At 69.6% G+C, this 16,421-nt stretch carries 12 protein-coding genes and 3 pseudogenes; 11 read left to right on the forward strand and 4 right to left on the reverse strand.

Annotated features, from left to right (window positions below; translation table 11 throughout):
• Positions 1-169: 169 nt before the first annotated feature.
• Positions 170-397 (reverse strand): hypothetical protein, encoded by a 228-nt coding sequence (locus IAG44_RS25260; protein ID WP_187749356.1) that lies wholly within the window; start codon positions 395-397, stop codon positions 170-172.
• Between IAG44_RS25260 and IAG44_RS25265 the strand changes: the two genes are divergently transcribed.
• The 11 genes and pseudogenes from IAG44_RS25265 (at position 386) to IAG44_RS25305 (ending at position 12,424) form a co-directional block, all read left to right on the forward strand.
• Positions 386-1,234 carry a hypothetical protein gene (locus IAG44_RS25265; RefSeq protein ID WP_187749357.1) on the forward strand — a complete coding sequence of 283 codons (849 nt, stop codon included), beginning with the start codon at positions 386-388 and terminating at the stop codon, positions 1,232-1,234. The two genes, IAG44_RS25260 and IAG44_RS25265, sit on opposite strands and share 12 nt — an antisense overlap.
• A gap of 308 nt (positions 1,235-1,542) precedes the next feature.
• Positions 1,543-3,654, forward strand: a complete 2,112-nt coding sequence (locus IAG44_RS25270) for a bifunctional polysaccharide deacetylase/glycosyltransferase family 2 protein (RefSeq protein ID WP_187749358.1) — start codon at positions 1,543-1,545, stop codon at positions 3,652-3,654.
• Positions 3,651-4,910, forward strand: coding sequence for an acyltransferase family protein (locus IAG44_RS25275; RefSeq protein WP_187749359.1), 1,260 nt, complete (start codon positions 3,651-3,653; stop codon positions 4,908-4,910). Before IAG44_RS25270 ends, IAG44_RS25275 begins: the two co-directional genes overlap by 4 nt.
• A 123-nt stretch (positions 4,911-5,033) precedes the next feature.
• Complete coding sequence (locus tag IAG44_RS25280) at positions 5,034-5,681, forward strand: hypothetical protein (protein ID WP_425508468.1); 648 nt, start codon at positions 5,034-5,036, stop codon at positions 5,679-5,681.
• A complete protein-coding gene (locus IAG44_RS25285) occupies positions 5,678-6,373 on the forward strand; it encodes a hypothetical protein (protein ID WP_187749360.1) in 696 nt (231 codons plus the stop codon). The genes IAG44_RS25280 and IAG44_RS25285 overlap by 4 nt, the downstream gene beginning before the upstream one ends.
• Positions 6,373-7,055 (forward strand): annotated as a pseudogene (locus IAG44_RS44795) (putative T7SS-secreted protein); the annotation flags it as partial. The gene IAG44_RS25285 and the pseudogene IAG44_RS44795, both read left to right, overlap by 1 nt.
• 594 nt (positions 7,056-7,649) lie before the next feature.
• Positions 7,650-10,608: pseudogene (locus tag IAG44_RS44800) on the forward strand (DUF6531 domain-containing protein); the annotation flags it as partial.
• A 204-nt stretch (positions 10,609-10,812) separates the two neighbouring features.
• A pseudogene (locus IAG44_RS44805) lies at positions 10,813-10,968 on the forward strand (HNH/endonuclease VII fold putative polymorphic toxin); the annotation flags it as partial.
• Complete coding sequence (locus IAG44_RS25295; RefSeq protein WP_187749361.1) at positions 10,958-11,467, forward strand: Imm50 family immunity protein; 510 nt, start codon at positions 10,958-10,960, stop codon at positions 11,465-11,467. The pseudogene IAG44_RS44805 and the gene IAG44_RS25295, both read left to right, overlap by 11 nt.
• Positions 11,454-11,870, forward strand: a complete 417-nt coding sequence (locus IAG44_RS25300; RefSeq protein ID WP_187749362.1) for an Imm50 family immunity protein — start codon at positions 11,454-11,456, stop codon at positions 11,868-11,870. The genes IAG44_RS25295 and IAG44_RS25300 overlap by 14 nt, the downstream gene beginning before the upstream one ends.
• A 158-nt stretch (positions 11,871-12,028) precedes the next feature.
• Entirely contained in the window at positions 12,029-12,424 is a 396-nt protein-coding gene (locus tag IAG44_RS25305; protein WP_187749363.1) for a hypothetical protein, read from the forward strand.
• 130 nt (positions 12,425-12,554) lie between these two features.
• On the opposite strand, the gene IAG44_RS25310 is transcribed toward IAG44_RS25305, so the two are convergent.
• From IAG44_RS25310 to IAG44_RS25320, 3 genes are all read right to left on the reverse strand, one after another.
• Positions 12,555-13,376: a hypothetical protein gene (locus IAG44_RS25310; protein WP_187749364.1), complete on the reverse strand. Its 822-nt coding sequence runs from the start codon at positions 13,374-13,376 to the stop codon at positions 12,555-12,557.
• A 194-nt stretch (positions 13,377-13,570) separates the two neighbouring features.
• Entirely contained in the window at positions 13,571-14,722 is a 1,152-nt protein-coding gene (locus IAG44_RS25315) for a uroporphyrinogen-III synthase (protein WP_187749365.1), read from the reverse strand.
• Between the two features lie 95 nt (positions 14,723-14,817).
• On the reverse strand, positions 14,818-16,200 hold the full coding sequence (locus IAG44_RS25320) for a nitrate/nitrite transporter (protein WP_187749366.1): 1,383 nt from the start codon (positions 16,198-16,200) through the stop codon (positions 14,818-14,820).
• Positions 16,201-16,421 lie beyond the last annotated feature (221 nt).

Below are 16,421 nucleotides of genomic sequence, written 5' to 3' on the forward strand. Positions count from 1 at the left end.
GTCGTACGGGTCTTACGGGGTGGATGGGTCGTCCGAGGTGTCGGCCGGAAGTCGTAGGGGGTCGGCGTCGGGTGGTGGCGAGGGCAGGGGGAGTGGGGGTGGCTGGCCTGCGGTTCCTCGGGGTCGGCGGGCCGGTGCGGAGGGGGCGGCTGCTCTGGGGGGTGGCTCTTCAGGGGTACGGGACGGAGCGGGACGCGATGCGGTGGGAGCGGACGCCGAGGGCGGACCGGGTGGCCGGAGCGGAGCGGGTGGGCTCGGCGGACCCGGCGGGTTCGATGGGCTTGGCGGACCTGGTGGAGCCGGCGGACTTGGCGAGGCGGGCGGGAAGTCGCCGGCCGGGGCGCCGGGTTCCGGGGCGGGCGACGAGGAGCACGACCCCGCCGAGGTGACCGTCCAACTCGATCCGCTGCACGGCGGGGGGCAGGCCGAGGGCGAGGCGTCCGAACGGCCCGTGTTCGTCGACGAGTCGGGTCGTCGCAGCCGTACCTTCCGGCGCCTCGGACTCGCGGTCGGAGTGGCGTGCGGCGCCTACGCGGCCGTCATCGTCGGCACCCTCCTCTCCGGCAACGCGGGTGCCCCCTGGCTCCCGCTGCCCGGCCCCGGCGACGAGGGCAAGCCCGCGAGCCAGGTCGAGGCGACCCGTACCCCTAGTACTTCGGAGCCATCGGCGCCGTACGACGTCGGCGTGCCCGGCGGCACCGCGTCGGCCACCGCCTCCGGCACGACGACCAGGGCCCCCGGCGCGACCCCGGGGCCCTCCGCCTCGGGCACCGCAGCGGCCTCGCCCCGGCCGTCCGCCTCGTCCGCGCCCTCGCCGAGCGCCGACGCGACCGGGCCGGGGACGGGACCCGGGCCCGGGAGTGGCAGCGGCAGTCCCTCGCCGGCGGGCAGCAGCCCGGCGGTGTCGTCGCCGTCGCCCTCCTCGCCCGCGCCCTCACCGGATCCCTCGCCGGACGCGTCGGCCTCGCAGGGGGTGACGGAGAAGCGGCAGGCGTCGGGGCCGGGGGCCTCGGGAGGCGGTGACACGGACGCGGGGAGTCCGTCGCCGCCGACTTCGGCAGGCGCGGTCGTGCCGGTGTCGGCGCCCGCCTCCGGGGGGACCTCCGGTGGCACGTCCCCCGGAGGTACTACGGGTCCGGCGTCCGGTGCCGGGGAACCCGGGGCCGGGGTGCTGGTGGCGCGCAAGGCGCTCGCCGCCATCGCGCCGCTCACCTCCGCGGAGGGCGACTCCTGATGGCATCACGCGCAAACCGGCGATCCGCACAGGGGTCGGCCGGTTCCTCAGCCCTACCCTCGCACCGGTCTCAGGGGTCGTCCTCAGGGCGTAGGGGTATCACGCGCCGGAGGCGGGGGGACTTGGGAGCTACGGGTACTACGGGAAGCTCGGGTACTACGGGTGGCCGGGGTACTAGGGGTACTACGGGTGAGCCGACCGCCCCGCCCTCCGCCGACGGACTACCGCCAACGGCGTCACCCCCGTCAACTCCGTCACCCCCGCCCCCCGCCCCGCCCTCGGCCGGTCCCCGTCGCCGCTTCCTCCCCATGCGGCACCTGCTCCCGCTCCTCCTGCTCTGCGCGGTGATGGCGATGCTGATGCTGCGGGGCTACGTGCACAGCGAGATCCTCGCGGACTACCGCGTGCGGCCGGAGGCGTCGGCGGACAAGGTGCCGGAGGAGATCCTGAACGGCGGTCCGGTCGTCGACACCCGGGGCGGCCAGGTGGCCAGCATGAACATCCCCGACCGCAGGATCGTCCTCACCTTCGACGACGGCCCCGACCCGCGCTGGACCCCAAAGGTCCTGGACGTCCTGGAGAAGCACCGCGCGCACGCGGTCTTCTTCATCACCGGCACCATGGCGTCCCGCCACCCCGACCTGGTCCGCAGGATGGCCGACGAGGGCCACGAGATCGGCCTGCACACCTTCAACCACCCCGACCTCTCCTACCAGTCGACGTCCCGCGTCGACTGGGAACTCACCCAGAACCAGCTGGCGTTGGCGGGCGCGGCCGGGATCCGCACCTCGCTGTTCAGGCCGCCGTACTCGTCGACGGCACAGGCGCTGGACGACAACTCGTGGCCGGTCGTGCGGTACGTGGGGAGCCGGGGTTACCTCACGGTCCTCACGAGCGTCGACAGCGAGGACTGGCAGAGGCCCGGGGTGGCCCGGATCATCGCCAACTCCACGCCCCCCAAGGGGAAGGGCGGCATTGTCCTGATGCACGACTCGGGCGGCGACCGCCACGAGACGGTCCAGGCACTCGACCGCTACCTTCCCCAACTCCAGCGCCAGGGCTACGAGTTCCAGAACCTCACCGAGGCGCTGAACGCCCCGAGCGCCCATATCCCGGTCACCGGCGCCGAGTTGTGGAAGGGCAAGGCGTGGACGGCACTCGTCACGGCGTCCGACAAACTCACCGGCGTCCTCGTGGTCGGCCTCGCGGTCGTCGGGTTCCTGGTCTTCGCGCGGTTCGGCCTGATGCTGCTGCTCTCCGCCGCGCACACCCGCCGCACCCGGCGCCGGGGCTTCAGATGGGGTCCGGACGCGCCGGTCACCGAACCCGTGACGGTGCTCGTTCCGGCGTACAACGAGGCCAAGTGCATCGAGAACACGGTGCGTTCACTCGTCCGGAGCGAACACCCCATAGAAATCCTGGTCATCGACGACGGCTCCAGCGACGGCACCGCCCGCATCGTCGAAGAACTCGCCCTGCCCGGCGTACGCGTGATCCGTCAGCTCAACGCGGGCAAACCGGCCGCGCTCAACCGGGGACTCGCCAACGCGGCGCACGACATCATCGTCATGATGGACGGCGACACGGTCTTCGAGCCGTCCACGGTAAGGGAGTTGGTGCAGCCCTTCGCCGATCCGCGCGTCGGGGCCGTCGCCGGGAACGCCAAGGTCGGCAACAAGGACACCCTCATCGGGGCCTGGCAGCACATCGAGTACGTCATGGGGTTCAACCTGGACCGCCGGATGTACGACGTGCTGCGCTGCATGCCCACAATTCCCGGTGCCGTAGGGGCGTTTCGGCGCAGCGCGCTGGAGCGGGTCGGCGGGATGAGCGACGACACGCTCGCCGAGGACACCGACATCACGATGGCGATGCACCGCGACGGATGGCGTGTCGTCTACGCGGAGAACGCGCGTGCCTGGACCGAGGCGCCGGAGTCGGTGCAGCAACTCTGGTCGCAGCGCTACCGCTGGTGCTACGGCACGATGCAGGCGATCTGGAAGCACCGCCGCGCGGTCATCGAGCGGGGCGCGTCGGGCCGCTTCGGGCGGGTCGGGCTGCCGCTCGTGTCGCTCTTCATGGTCGTCGCGCCGCTGCTGGCCCCGCTGATCGACCTGTTCCTCGTCTACGGGCTGATCTTCGGCCCGACGGGCAAGACCATCGCGGCCTGGTTCGGTGTCCTCGCGATCCAAGGGGCCTGCGCCGCCTACGCGTTCGCCCTCGACCGCGAGCGTCTGACCCCGCTGATCTCCCTGCCGCTCCAGCAGATCCTCTACCGCCAGTTGATGTATATCGTCCTGCTCCAGTCCTGGATCACGGCGCTCACGGGCGGCCGGCTGCGCTGGCAGAAGCTCCGGCGCAAAGGCCAAGTCGCGGCGCCTCCGGGCCAGTTGGCGTCGGAGAGCGGGGGACGGGGATGACGAGCACCGCCGGGATACCGGAGCCGGCGTCGTACGCGGCGAAGCCACCGGACGCCGTCGAGGCGGCCTCGCCCCCTCAAACGGGCGGCCGGGACCGGTACTTCGACCTGCTGCGGGCGGTCGCCCTCTTCCGGGTCGTCCTCTACCACCTCATGGGCTGGGCCTGGCTCCCGATCGTCTTCCCCTCGATGGGTGTGATGTTCGCCCTCGCGGGCAACCTGATGTCCCGCTCCCTCGCCAGGCGCCCGGCGCCGGAGGTGATCCGGGGCCGGCTGCGGCGCCTGCTCCCGCCCCTGTGGCTCCTGGGAGTGATCGGGGTGACCGGTATGCTCGTCGCCGGCTGGCGCCCCGACGAGGAGGGGCACCCGGCCTGGTGGTGGCTCCACCTCGGGTACTGGATCCTCCCGCTCAGCGACCCCCCGTACGCCGACGTCTCGCACGGTGTCGCGGGTCTGCTCGCGGACGACTGGCCCACCGCCCTCGGCGTACCTCTCTGGTATCTCAGGGCCTACCTCTGGTTCGTCCTCCTCTCCCCGCTCCTGCGCCGGGCCCTGCGCTCGGCTCCCTGGCCGACGATCCTGGCCCCCCTAGTACTTTCGGGGGCCCTGGAGTTCACCTCGGCCACCACCGCGAGCTGGCGCCTCGACGCCACGCTCACCGACTTCGCGACCTTCGGCTCCTGCTGGCTCCTGGGTATGGCCCACCAGCAGGGCACCCTGAGCAGGCTCCCCCGCTACGCCATCCCCTCCCTGGCCCCGGCCGTCGGCGCCGTAGCTCTCTGGTACGCCCTCACGCACGACCTCCACCAGAACCACGACCTCGACGACATGCCCTTCGCCCAGTCCCTCTGGTCCTTCGCGGCGGTTCTGCTCCTGCTCCACCTCAGCCCGCGTTGGCCCACCTGGCCGCCGGTCCTGCGCCGCTGGGACGGCCTCATCACCCTCCTCAACTCCCGCGCCGTCACGATCTACCTCTGGCACAACCTCTGCATCGCCGTCGCCGAACCCCTCTGGGACCACGCCTGGAGCATCCACGCCCTCGAACTCCACGCCCCCGGCCTCCTCACCTCCCCCTGGCCCGCCCTCCCCCTGACCTGGCTCCTCACCGCACTGTGCGTCCTCTGCTTCGGCTGGGCGGAGGACCTGGCAGCGGGCCGACACCCAACCCTGTGGCCGAACGGCCGAACGAAGGGTGCCCGGAAACGGGGCGGGACGAGGAGGGGCGAGGCGGGGCAGCCCGTAGTACGTGAGGGGTAGGGGGGTTTCCCTGAGCCCGGCGGGCCCGCCTGCACCGTCCGGCGGGCCACTCTCGGGGCCCCACGGGCGCCCGCCGGAAACCCGCGTTGCGGTTCGCGATACGCGGGTGTGATGATCCCGGGCATGGTGGGAAACGGGGGCGAGGAGACGGCGGGGCAGCCGCGTCCGTCACGGCTGCGCGACTACCTGGACCCGCCGCCCGCCGTACCGGCCCCGTCGTCCGCAGCCCAGGAACCGCCGTCGGCCGAGGCGTTGCCGACTGCACCGGACTCGCCGCTCGCCACACCTGAACCACCACTGCCCGCACCGGAGTTCGGTACAGCGCCCGCACCGGCCCCCGCAGAGACGGCCGAACTCCCGCCCTGGCAACCGGACAATGCGTCCGAGCCCGTCGAGATCGCCCGTCGCCGAAGCGAACTCGCCGCTCTGCTCGGCGAGTTCCGTCGCACGCCCGTCCTCCTCCCCCTCGTCGAGGACGACGCCCCGCTGGTCGCCGACCTCGGCGGGATCCGCTGGATCTACGCCTTCTCGAACGAGGAAGCGCTCGCCAGGTTCGCGGTCGCAAGGGGCGAGGCGCGGCGCGAGTGGCCGTACCGGAAGGTGTTCGGGGCGAGGCTGCTGGACGTCGGAACGGTGGTCGCTGGCGTGCCGTGCGGTGTCGCGCTGGACGTTGGCAGCGAGGGCGAAGGGGTGCTGTTCCCGCCGGTCGCGGGGATCGTGCCGGACGAGGCGGCCGTGGACACGGAGATGGACGGGGAGGAGCGACGGTGAGCGCCGACGCGGTGGAGAACAAGCCGGCGGTGGCCGCGGGCAAGGACCTGGAGACCGCCGGTATGGCGCAGGTCGCCCAGGGCATCACGCAGACCCTGGACGAACTCCGGGAGATCGGCGTCGACAGCCTCGCGGGCGCGGGCCGAGGCTTTTCCGAACTTGCCCTGACCGGACTTGAGTTGGGCCACGACGAACTCCGCTCGGAGTTCTCCTCGTTCTGCGAGCGCTGGGACTGGGGCGTGCGCTCCCTGGTGTTCCAGGCGAACGCGTTCGCCCAATCCGTGGGCCTGGCCGCGGGGTTGCTGCACGAGACGGACCAATACGTCAGCGGCTCGGTGAAGGTGCTCGCCAACTCCGTTGTGGGAGGCAGCCCTTACGCCACCGAGGAGGAGGTGCAGGGCAAGAGCTGGCGCGACATCGCGTTCAGCCAGTACGACGCCCTCAGCAACCCCGACTACAGCAAAGAGTCCCTGGACAAGGCGGTGGAGGCCGCGAAGCAGGGCTGGAAGGACGCGGGCCGGGACGTCATGACGTCCGAGACGATGGGCCCGCTCGGGCCGCTCGGCCCGACCCCGGAGGGCTTGCGCCGCGCGGCCGGGATCGGTGAGGGCGACTACGAGCAGATGCTGGACCACACTTTCGGCCCCTCACCCGAGGAACGGGCCCGGCAGCAGGAAGGGCAGACGGGCTGATGGGGCTCGACGACCTGGTCAACTCCGGTCTGGGCAAGCTGGAGGACGGCTGGAACGCGGGCAAGAAGCTGCTCGGCGAGGGCATCGACAAGGGCAGCGAACTCGTCGGTGACGGCCTGGAGAAGATCGGCGCGGACGGCCTCGCCGACAAGGTCGAGGACCTGGGCGACAGCATCGCCTCCGACCTGGGAGCTACGCCGGGCGAGCAGAATCTCGGCGAGACCGACCAGGCGAACGAGCTGGTCCACGGCAACCCGAAGGCGATCACCGCCTCGGCGAAGCACCTACGGGACTTCCACAAGGCGTTCGACACGGTCGCCTCGGGTCTGAAGAAGGTGGACTCCTCCACCTGGACGGACGAGGCCGCCGACACCTTCCGCGAGAAGTTCGTACGTCACCCCGAGAACTGGCTGAATGCGGCTGCCGCCTGTGAACAGGCCGCCGTGGCTCTGGAGAGTTACGCCGCGACGGTGACCTGGGCGCAGGGCCAGGCGCAGGAGGCCATCGACCTCTACGCGCAGGGCAGGAAGGCGTCCGAGCAGGCCAGGGACGCGTACAACAAGAAGGCCGACGCGTACAACGCGAAGATCGCCGCCGACCAGGGCCCCGGGCCGCGCCCGGCACATCTCTGATCACCCGCGCCCGGGAGGTCCTCGCCGAGGCCCGCCGCCAGCGCAACACCGCGGGCGCGACGGCCGCCGGCAGCGTACGCGGGGCCCTCGCCCACGCCCCCCAGGAGCCCCCGCCCCTGGACCGCCTCAAGGCCGACGTCTCCGACGGCATGCTCGCCGCCAACACCGAACTCCTGCACGTGGCAGGCGGGTTGCTCAAAGGCACCGGCGGGCTCGTCAACTTCGCCCGCAGCCTCAACCCCACGGACCCCTACAACCTCACCCACCCGGCCGAATACCTCCAGAACGCCAGCCTCACCCTCTCCGGCCTCGTCTCCGCGAGCGCCCATCCCGGCCGCACCCTCAACGCCATGTGGGACGGCTTCAAGAAGGACCCCTCCGAGGGCATCGGCCGTCTCCTCCCCGACGCCTTCGGCTCCAAGGGGCTGGGAGAGCTGAAGGGGGTACTACGGGTAGCGCGGGAGGGGGCGGAAGGAGCCGCTGAACGGGCGGCGGTACGCAGCGGGGCGAAGGACGCGGGCGAGGCTTCCGCACGGGAAACCGTCTCGGACGGCCCCCACAAGACGTCACGCGAGCAGAACAGCGTCGAGAGCAAGGGCTCGGACCCCATCGACTTCGCCAGCGGAAAGATGTACCTGCCGCAGACGGACGTCACCCTCCCCGGCCCCCTACCCGTAGTACTCAAGAGGCGCGTGGAGTCCGGCTACCACCTCGGCCGCTGGTTCGGGCCCTCCTGGTCCTCGACCTTCGACCAGCGCCTGGAGGTCGACGCCGAGGGCGTCGTCTTCGTCACCGAGGACGGCCTGCTCCTCTCCTACCCCCACCCCGCACCCGGCGTTCCCACCCTCCCCAGCCACGGCCCTCGCTGGCTGCTGGACCGCGAGGACGGCGGCTACACCGTCACCGACCCGCGGACCGGCCGCGTCCGGCACTTCGGCGACCGGGGAGCCGACCTGGCGGTCCTGGAACAGATCGACGACCGCAACGGCAACTGGGTCACCCTTGCGTACGACGCCGAGGGCACCCCCCTGGGCGTCGTCTCCAGCTCCGGCCACGACGTCCGCGTCACCACCGCCGAAGGCCGTATCACGGCCCTCCACCTGGCTACCACGGGTGAGGTACTCAAGAACTACGGCTATACGGACGGCAACCTCACCGAGGTCGTCAACTCCTCAGGGCTACCCCTACGCTTCACGTACGACGAGACGGGCCGCGTCACCTCCTGGACCGATACCAACGGCCGTGGCTACGCCTACGAGTACGACGACCAGGACCGCTGTGTCGCAGAGACCGGCGAGGCGGGGCACATGGCCCTGCGCGTCACGTACGACGACATCGACCCCGAGACCGGCCTCAGGGTCACCACCACGACGACCGGCGAGGGCCACACCCGCCGCTTCCTGGTCAACGAGGATCTCCAAGTCGTGGCGGAGACCGACCCGTTGGGCGCGGTCACCCGCTACCGGCGTGACCGCTACAACCGCCTGCTCTCCCACACGGACCCCCTGGGGAACACCACGTCGTTCACCTACGACGAGCAGGGCAACCTCACCTCGGTCGTCCGTCCCGACGGCCGCGAGACGAGAGCCGAGTACGACGTCCTCGGCCTCCCGGTGAAGGCGGTGAGTCCGGACGGCACGATCGTCCGCCAGACGTACGACCTGAGAGGTAACCGCACCTCGGTCACACCCCCTACGGGCCGCACCACCCACTTCGCCTACGACGACGCAGGCCACCTCACCACCGTCACCGACCCCGAGGGCCACACGACGACGATCTTCCCCGACCGCACGGGTCTCCCCCTCCGCATCACCGACCCCCTAGGGTCAACCACCCACTACACCCGCGATGCCCACGGCCGCCCGGTCGCGATCGCCGACCCCACCGGTGCGACGACCCGCCTGGAGTGGACGACCGAGGGCTACCTCACCCGGCGCACGGCGGCGGATGGCACGGCGGAGTCGTGGACGTACGACGGTGAGGGCAACTGCACCAGCCAGACGGACCAGTTGGGTGGCGTCACCCGCTTCGAGCACACCCACTTCGACCTCCTCGCCGCCCGCACCGGCCCCGACGGCGTCCGCTACGAGTTCGACCACGACACCGAACTCCGCCTCACGAAGGTCACCAACCCCCAGGGCCTGACCTGGAGTTACGCATACGACGCGGCAGGCAACCTCGCCACGGAGACGGACTTCGACGACCGCGTCCTCACCTACGCCTACGATCCCGCCGGCCGCCTCCGGTCCCGCACGAACGCCCTCGGCGAGACCACGACCTTCGAGCGCGACGAGATGGGCCGGCTGACCAGCAAGGACGCCGCAGGCCAAGTCACCACATACGCCTACGACTTGACCGACAACCTCGCCCTCGCGGCCGGCCCCGACGGCACCACTCTCTCGATCCTCCGCGACCGCTTCGGCCGAGTCCGCTCGGAGACCGTCGACGGCCGCACGGTCACCTACACCCACGACGACCTCGGCCGCCGCACCGGCCGCACCACTCCCACCGGCGCCACCACCACCTGGTCCTACGACGCCGTAGGCCGCCGCACCCACATGCTCGCCTCCGGCCGCTCTATCGACTTCACCTACGACGAAGCCGGCCGTGAACTCGCCCGCCATATCGGCGAGTCGGTCACCCTCTCCCACACCTTCGACCAACTGGGCCGCCTGACAACCCAGTCGGTGACAGGCCCGGCGTCCCGCTCGATCCAACACCGCACCTACACCTACCGCGCCGACGGCAACCTCACCGCCATCGACGACCAGTTGACGGGCCCCCGCCGCTTCGACCTCGACGCGACGGGCCGCGTGACAGCCGTCCACGCCGCCAACTGGACGGAGACGTACGCCTACGACGCGGCGGGCAACCAGACCCACGCGGACTGGCCCGCGACCCACCCCGGCCACGAGTCGACCGGCCCCCGCACCTACACCGGCACCCGCATCACTCGCGCCGGCCAAGTCCGCTACGAACACGACGCCCTCGGCCGTGTCACTCTCCGCCAAGAAGGCCCGCCTCTCGCGGAAGCCGGAGACCTGGCGCTACACATGGGACCCAGAAGACCGCCTGACCTCGGTCGTCACCCCGGACGGCACACTCTGGCGCTACACGTACGACCCTCTGGGCCGCCGTACAGCGAAACTCCGACTGGCCGGGGACGGCGAGACGGTCGTGGAACGCGTCGACTTTACGTGGGACGGCTCCACACTCTGCGAACAGACCACCGTGTCCCCAGAGATTACGAATCCGGTGACTGTCACCTGGGACCATCGGGGATTTTATCCGGTTTCCCAAACGGAACGAATCACTGATGCAGAGGCTTCGCAGAACGAGATCGACTCCCGTTTCTTCGCGATTGTCACCGATCTCGTCGGTGCACCGACCGAGCTCGTGGATGAAGATGGCGGGGTTGCTTGGCGTACTCGTTCGACCCTCTGGGGTACTACGGCATGGGGGAGTAGCAGTACGGCTTACACGCCGCTACGTTTTCCCGGGCAGTACTGCGACTCCGAGACCGGCCTTCACTACAATTATTTTCGGCAATATGACCCTGAGGCCGGCCGGTATCTCACCGCTGATCCACTCGGGCTGGCTCCCGAATACCCTTCAAAGGCCGGGAGGGGCCTTGCGGAGGCGAAGGCGGTTGCATTGCGGGACGCCGGAATTCCGGAGGGGGCTGAGCCGCTGGAGGTTGATAACTATGTCAGAGCTACGACTCCTGAATGGCAGGGGAGTAAGCAGCTCCTGGACGAGAATCATCAACCCATTTACTACACTGAAGAAGTTTACGCACACCCAAACGGGCGGGACCTGATCGTCTTTCAGGACCATCATTTTGGTCACCAGAAGCCTGGTGAACCTGGGTATCAGCCGGCGCATGTTCATGTGCGCCCTTTCGATGACACGCGTAATGGACAAGTTCCCGGGGCTGAGGAGCATTACTACTATGACCGTTGACGAGTTCATCGTGAATTCGCAAGTACTGAGCTCTGCGTATGGGTATGTTCCTCAACTCGGTGGAAACCTCAGGTTGCGTTCCGTCAATATCAGCTGGAGCGGCCCCACGGTGACACTTAGAGTGGACCTCCCCCACTTCCCCGATCAGGTTCCGCAGGAGTGGGAAGACGCTGGAGTGGATACGGCCCAGTGTCAGCTGCAATTTTTGGACGTCAGTGATTTGCGCATGGCTGGCTGGAATCCTCCGATTTTCGCTCTGGTGAAAATCGTTTCCTGTCTCGAACGTAGGCGTATCCAAGTCGTAGTTGATGCCGTAAATCAAGAATCATTCCTCTCCTTCGACTGCTCCGACTCTGTTGTCATCGGCCATTTCAGTGCCTTCAGGATGCAGGATGACGGGATGGATGGCGGGCCGCGAATCCATGTGAAGAGACTGGATTCGCATCTCTATGATTCGCTCCCTGCTACCTGTGAGAAGGTCTATTATGAGCGCATCTGAATGGCCGGAAGCCATTGGTTCGCCCGATGTTCTCGGACGGTTGTACGAAGGCTCTGTGCCAACTCCCGAGGAGTGCTCTCTCTATTACGTCCATGTTGACGAGAGAGGGAGGTCGGTAACTGTCGGATTCGAAACCAAGAATTTGCCGTCCCGGCCTCTCGGTAGCTGGAATGGCGAGGTTTACAACACACTTGAGTTCTTCCTCCTCTTCCTGGAGGTGGAGGATTTTTCAGTCAACCGCTGGGGGGCCGAGGAAGCTGCTGAATTCAGTGTCTCGACCCGATCCCGGGGAGGTTTCTCTGTATTTTTGGGGAATGGTGATTCTGGTATCAAGTTTCAGGCCGGTTCGGTGACTCTGCAGAAATCCAGGGTCTATCTTGCGGTCGTGAGGGAGGAGGGGTGATCTGGGGTTTCTGGTGGTGATTCGGCTGAGTGGGGGTATGTGCGTGCCCCTTGACGGTGAACCGGCGTGACCCCTGGTGATCGGAATCTTTCTGTTTGGTGAGCGTTCACTGATCAATAGTGATCGTTATGTTTCGGTTCATCGGACAGGAGAGATTCGTGATCAAGAAGGTTCTGGCTGGGGCGGCGCTCGCGTCGGCCGCGACGGTGGCTGCTACCGGGGTTGCGTCGGCGACGACGTCCGCCGGTGTCGGTGCGGAGAACATGACCGCGACCAACGCGGGGGAGATGAACCACGCGGCGCGGGTCGCCTATGGGGACACGGCGAGCGGGAGCGGGACGGCGTCGGACTTCGCGACGCGGAACGGGGACACGGCGATCGGTGGGGACGCGAGCGGCATCCTCAACACGTACGGGGCGCCGCTGGTCAACGTCGACCTGCGGTGCGCGGTCCCGAACGCGGAGGGTGTGGGCGGGAACGTCCTCGGCGGCCCGTCGGCGGCGTGCCCCGTGGCGCCGGTGGACCAGTTCGACGCGCCGAGGCGCATCGTCTGATCCGCACTCGCGAGGTCACATGGAAAGGGGCGGCTCCCGCAACTCCAGGCTCGGGGCCGCCCCTCCCCGCGACACGGACCAGTCGCAGCAGACGGTCGACCGTCTCTTCGCTCGCCACCCCACTCGACACTCAACTCCACGACGGGGACAGGCCACCGGGGAGGCCATAGGGGACAGGGACGCCCGTGGCGGCATCCAGGAGCGCGCGGGTCCCCAAGGGAGACGTGAGGCGCACCGTCACCGGCTCCATCGCCAAGTCCGCCGTGCACGGCCCCGGTTGAGGGTTCACGACGCGGGTCGTCAGCACCACGCTCCCCGGCGTCTCCCAGATGTCCACCGCGACCCCGTCGTCGCACGAACCGTGGGGCACGACGACCGTCACCGTGGAACCCTGGCTCCCCTGGAAGCGGACCGGCGTCGGTGAGGCGCGAAGGCTGCCGGGGAACTTCGAGGGGACGGCTGCCGCGCGGCTGATCGGGGTGGCGTAGCCGTCCACGGTGAACAGCCATGCCGGGACGGTCGCAGGACCCCGGCTGGTCGGGAGGGTCATCGTCCCCAACTTCATGGACGTCACCGCCAGTTGAGGGCCCACGCCTCCCACACTGGACAGGGCCTCGTACGCCGTGGACGCCGGCAGGAGCGGGCGGGTGAGGGAGCGGCCGTCGGACCACGTGACCCGGCCGGAGGCGGGAGCCGCCCCGGGCAGCGCCGTGCGGAGGGCGAACGTCGCTGTCTCGACAGGGAGTTGGGACCACTCGCCCATCGGGTGGTACCCCGAACCCCAACTCGCCGCCGCCCGCGACCCGTTCCAGGCGTCAGCCACCTGCCGGGCGCGTTCGGCCCGCGCCCGTGGGTCGTCCTCGGGCCGCTCCCGCAGCGTCTGCGCGGGCTTCCCCGCGCAGACGACGGCCGTCAGGGCGACAAGCGTGAACACGAACGAACGGCGCAGCACAGGCCCTCCAGCGGCTCAGCCTCACGGCACTGAGACGCCGGAGACCCCCCGGACGTTCGCAACGCCCCCAAGCGACTCCGCTGGACAACTCCGCCAGGCGCTCGCCCCCTTCAGACGCCCGCGCAACTCCCTCAGACGCCCGCATAAATCCCTCAGGCGTCCACGCACCCCCTTCAGGCGTCCGCGCAACTCCCCTACACGTCCGAGTACTTCGCATCCGCCGCCGGATCCAACGCGAGCCGATACCCCCGCTTCACCACCGTCTGGATCAACTTCGGTGCCCCAAGTGCCGTCCGCAGCCTGGCCATAGCCGTCTCGACGGCGTGCTCGTCCCGCCCCGCCCCCGGCAACGCGCGCAGCAGCTCCGACCGCGCCACCACCCACCCCGGACGCCGGGACAGGGCCCGCAGCAGTGACATCCCGGCCGGCGGGACGGGCTTCAACTCGCCGTCGACCAGGACCGCGTGGCCCCGGATCTCGACGCGGTGCCCGGCGATGGGCAAGGCCCGTGCGCGAGAGGGGAGTTCCTGGCAGAGCAGCTGAACCAGCGGGCCCAGACGGAAGCGTTCGGGCTGGACGGTGTCAACTCCCCTCGCCTGCAAGGGAAGCGCGGTCACCGGACCGACGCAGGCGGGGAGGACGTCGTGATGGAAGGCCGTCAACAGGTCGGTGAGCAGCCCGCGTTCCTCCGCGCGGGACAGCAGCGAGGCCGCCGCGGGGGCGCTGGTGAACGTCACCGCGTCCAGACCGCGCGAGACCGTGGCGTCCAGGAGGCGGTCCAGCGGGGCCGTGTCCTCCGGGGGCATCCAGCGGTAGACCGGGACGCCCACCACCTCCGCGCCCGCCTCCCGCAGCGCCTCCACGAAGCCGGGCAGCGGTTCGCCGTGCAGCTGGACCGCGATGCGGCGGCCGTCCACGCCCTGCTCCAGGAGCCGGTCCAGGACCTCCGCCATCGACTCGCTCGACGGCGACCACTCCTCCGTCAGGCCCGCCGCGCGGATCGCGCCCTTCACCTTCGGGCCGCGCGCCAGCACCTCCACCGAGGCGAGCCTGGCCAGCAGCGGCTCGCCCAGGCCCCAGCCGTCCGCAGCCTCGACCCAGCCGCGGAAACCGATCGCCGTCGTCGCCACCACGATGTCCGGCGCCTGGTCGAGGAGGTCCTTCGTCGCGGCCAGCAGGTCGCTGTCGTCGGCCAGCGGCACGATCCGCAGCGCGGGGGCGTGGACGACCGACGCGCCCCGGCGCTGGAGCAGGGCGCCCAGCTCGTCGGCGCGGCGGGCGGCGGTCACGCCGACGGTGAAACCGGCGAGGGGGCCGTGCTCCGGCCGCTGCTGTTCGTCGTACATAGTCACTCTCGTCCCGGTCAAAGAGGCCGCATGACCGACGAGCCTGTCAACGGCGCGTGACAGGCTCGGTTCGGCTCGGTGTCGGCAGTGTTACGTCACACCTTCGCGTAGCTGAGCTGCGGCTTCGCCTCCGACGCCGCCCCGGAGGCGGTGATCCGGCCCGTCGTGCGGCGAAGGTATACGGCCCACGTCACCACGAAGCAGACGGCGTAGAAGGCGAGGAACGCGACGAACGCGCCGGTGCCGGAGCCGTACGACAGGAACGACTGGCGGAACGCCATGTTGATACCGACGCCGCCCAGCGCGCCGACCGCCCCGATGAGCCCCATCGACGCGCCCGACAGCCGCCGCCCGTACGCCGCGGCCTCCTCGCCCTCCAACCCCCTGGCCAGCGCCTTCGCCTGGAAGATGCCCGGGATCATCTTGTACGTCGAACCGTTGCCGAGGCCCGTCAGGACGAACAGGACGACGAAGACGGCGACGAAGAACGGCAGCGACTTCTGGACGCTCGCCACGATCAGCGCGGCCGTCGCCGCGGCCATGCCGACGTAGTTGTAGAGGGTGATGCGCGCGCCGCCGTAGCGGTCCGCCAGCCAGCCGCCGACCGGGCGGATCAGCGAGCCCAGCAGGGGGCCGATGAACGTCAGGTACGCCGCCTGGAGCGGGGTGCGGCCGAACTGGTTCGTCAGGACCTGGCCGAACGCGAACGAGTAGCCGATGAACGAGCCGAACGTGCCGATGTAGAGGAACGACATGATCCAGGTGTGGCCGTCCTTCGCCGCGTCGACCGCCGCGCCGGTGTCGTTCTTCACGGACGTCAGGTTGTCCATGAACAGCGCGGCGAGGACGGCGGCGACGACGATCAGCGGGATGTAGATGCCCAGCAGCACCCTCGGGCCGCCGCTCGCGCCGATCACCGCGAGGGCGATCAGCTGGATGACGGGGACGCCGATGTTGCCGCCGCCGGCGTTCAGGCCGAGCGCCCAGCCCTTCTTGCGGAGCGGGAAGAACGCGTTGATGTTCGTCATCGACGAGGCGAAGTTGCCGCCGCCGATGCCCGCGAGGAGGCCCACCAGGAGGAACGTCCCGAACGACGTGCCGGGCTCCATCACCGTGAACGCGGCGATCGTCGGCAGGAGCAGGAGGGCGGCCGAGACGATCGTCCAGTTGCGGCCGCCGAAGACCGCCACGGCGAAGGTGTAGGGGACACGGACGACGGCGCCGACCAGGGTCACCATCGACGTCAGCAGGAACTTGTCCGCCGGGGTCAGGCCGTACTCCGGGCCCATGAACAGGACCAGGACCGACCACATGGTCCAGACCGAGAAGCCGATGTGCTCCGACAGGACGGAGAACAGCAGGTTGCGGCGGGCGATCCGTTCACCGCCCGCGTTCCAGAACGCCTCGTCCTCCGGATCCCAGTTCTCGATCCAGCGGCCCTTTTTGGGCGCTGCGGGAAGTGTGCCGGGGGATGTCATGACGCCTCCACGGTGGTCCTGGGCACGGCTGCTGTCCCCGAAGGTAGGGATCACGCGTTTCCAGGCTGTGCCAGGCGGTGACCGGAAGGGAACGTTGGTCTCACCGCGTGGGGGGATGGTTTGAGAGGTTCGGTTCGGGAGGGTTGGAGGGTTTGGGCGGCTCGGGGGAGCGGGGGAGTGCGTGGCTCCCGCGGCTCAAACGGGGTGGGAGGGGTTTTCGG

This window comes from Streptomyces roseirectus (assembly GCF_014489635.1).
Classification (GTDB): domain Bacteria; phylum Actinomycetota; class Actinomycetes; order Streptomycetales; family Streptomycetaceae; genus Streptomyces; species Streptomyces roseirectus.

What these genes read in the sequence shown, in the direction of transcription:
- IAG44_RS25270 (WP_187749358.1), top strand. Translation starts at nt 1,543, where the DNA reads ATGCGGCACCTGCTCCCGCTCCTCCTGCTCTGCGCGGTGATGGCGATG.
- IAG44_RS25300 (WP_187749362.1), top strand. Translation starts at nt 11,454, where the DNA reads ATGAGCGCATCTGAATGGCCGGAAGCCATTGGTTCGCCCGATGTTCTC.
- IAG44_RS25280 (WP_425508468.1), top strand. Translation starts at nt 5,034, where the DNA reads ATGGTGGGAAACGGGGGCGAGGAGACGGCGGGGCAGCCGCGTCCGTCA.
- IAG44_RS25295 (WP_187749361.1), top strand. Translation starts at nt 10,958, where the DNA reads ATGACCGTTGACGAGTTCATCGTGAATTCGCAAGTACTGAGCTCTGCG.
- IAG44_RS25315 (WP_187749365.1), bottom strand. Translation starts at nt 14,722, where the DNA reads ATGTACGACGAACAGCAGCGGCCGGAGCACGGCCCCCTCGCCGGTTTC.
- IAG44_RS25275 (WP_187749359.1), top strand. Translation starts at nt 3,651, where the DNA reads ATGACGAGCACCGCCGGGATACCGGAGCCGGCGTCGTACGCGGCGAAG.
- IAG44_RS25320 (WP_187749366.1), bottom strand. Translation starts at nt 16,200, where the DNA reads ATGACATCCCCCGGCACACTTCCCGCAGCGCCCAAAAAGGGCCGCTGG.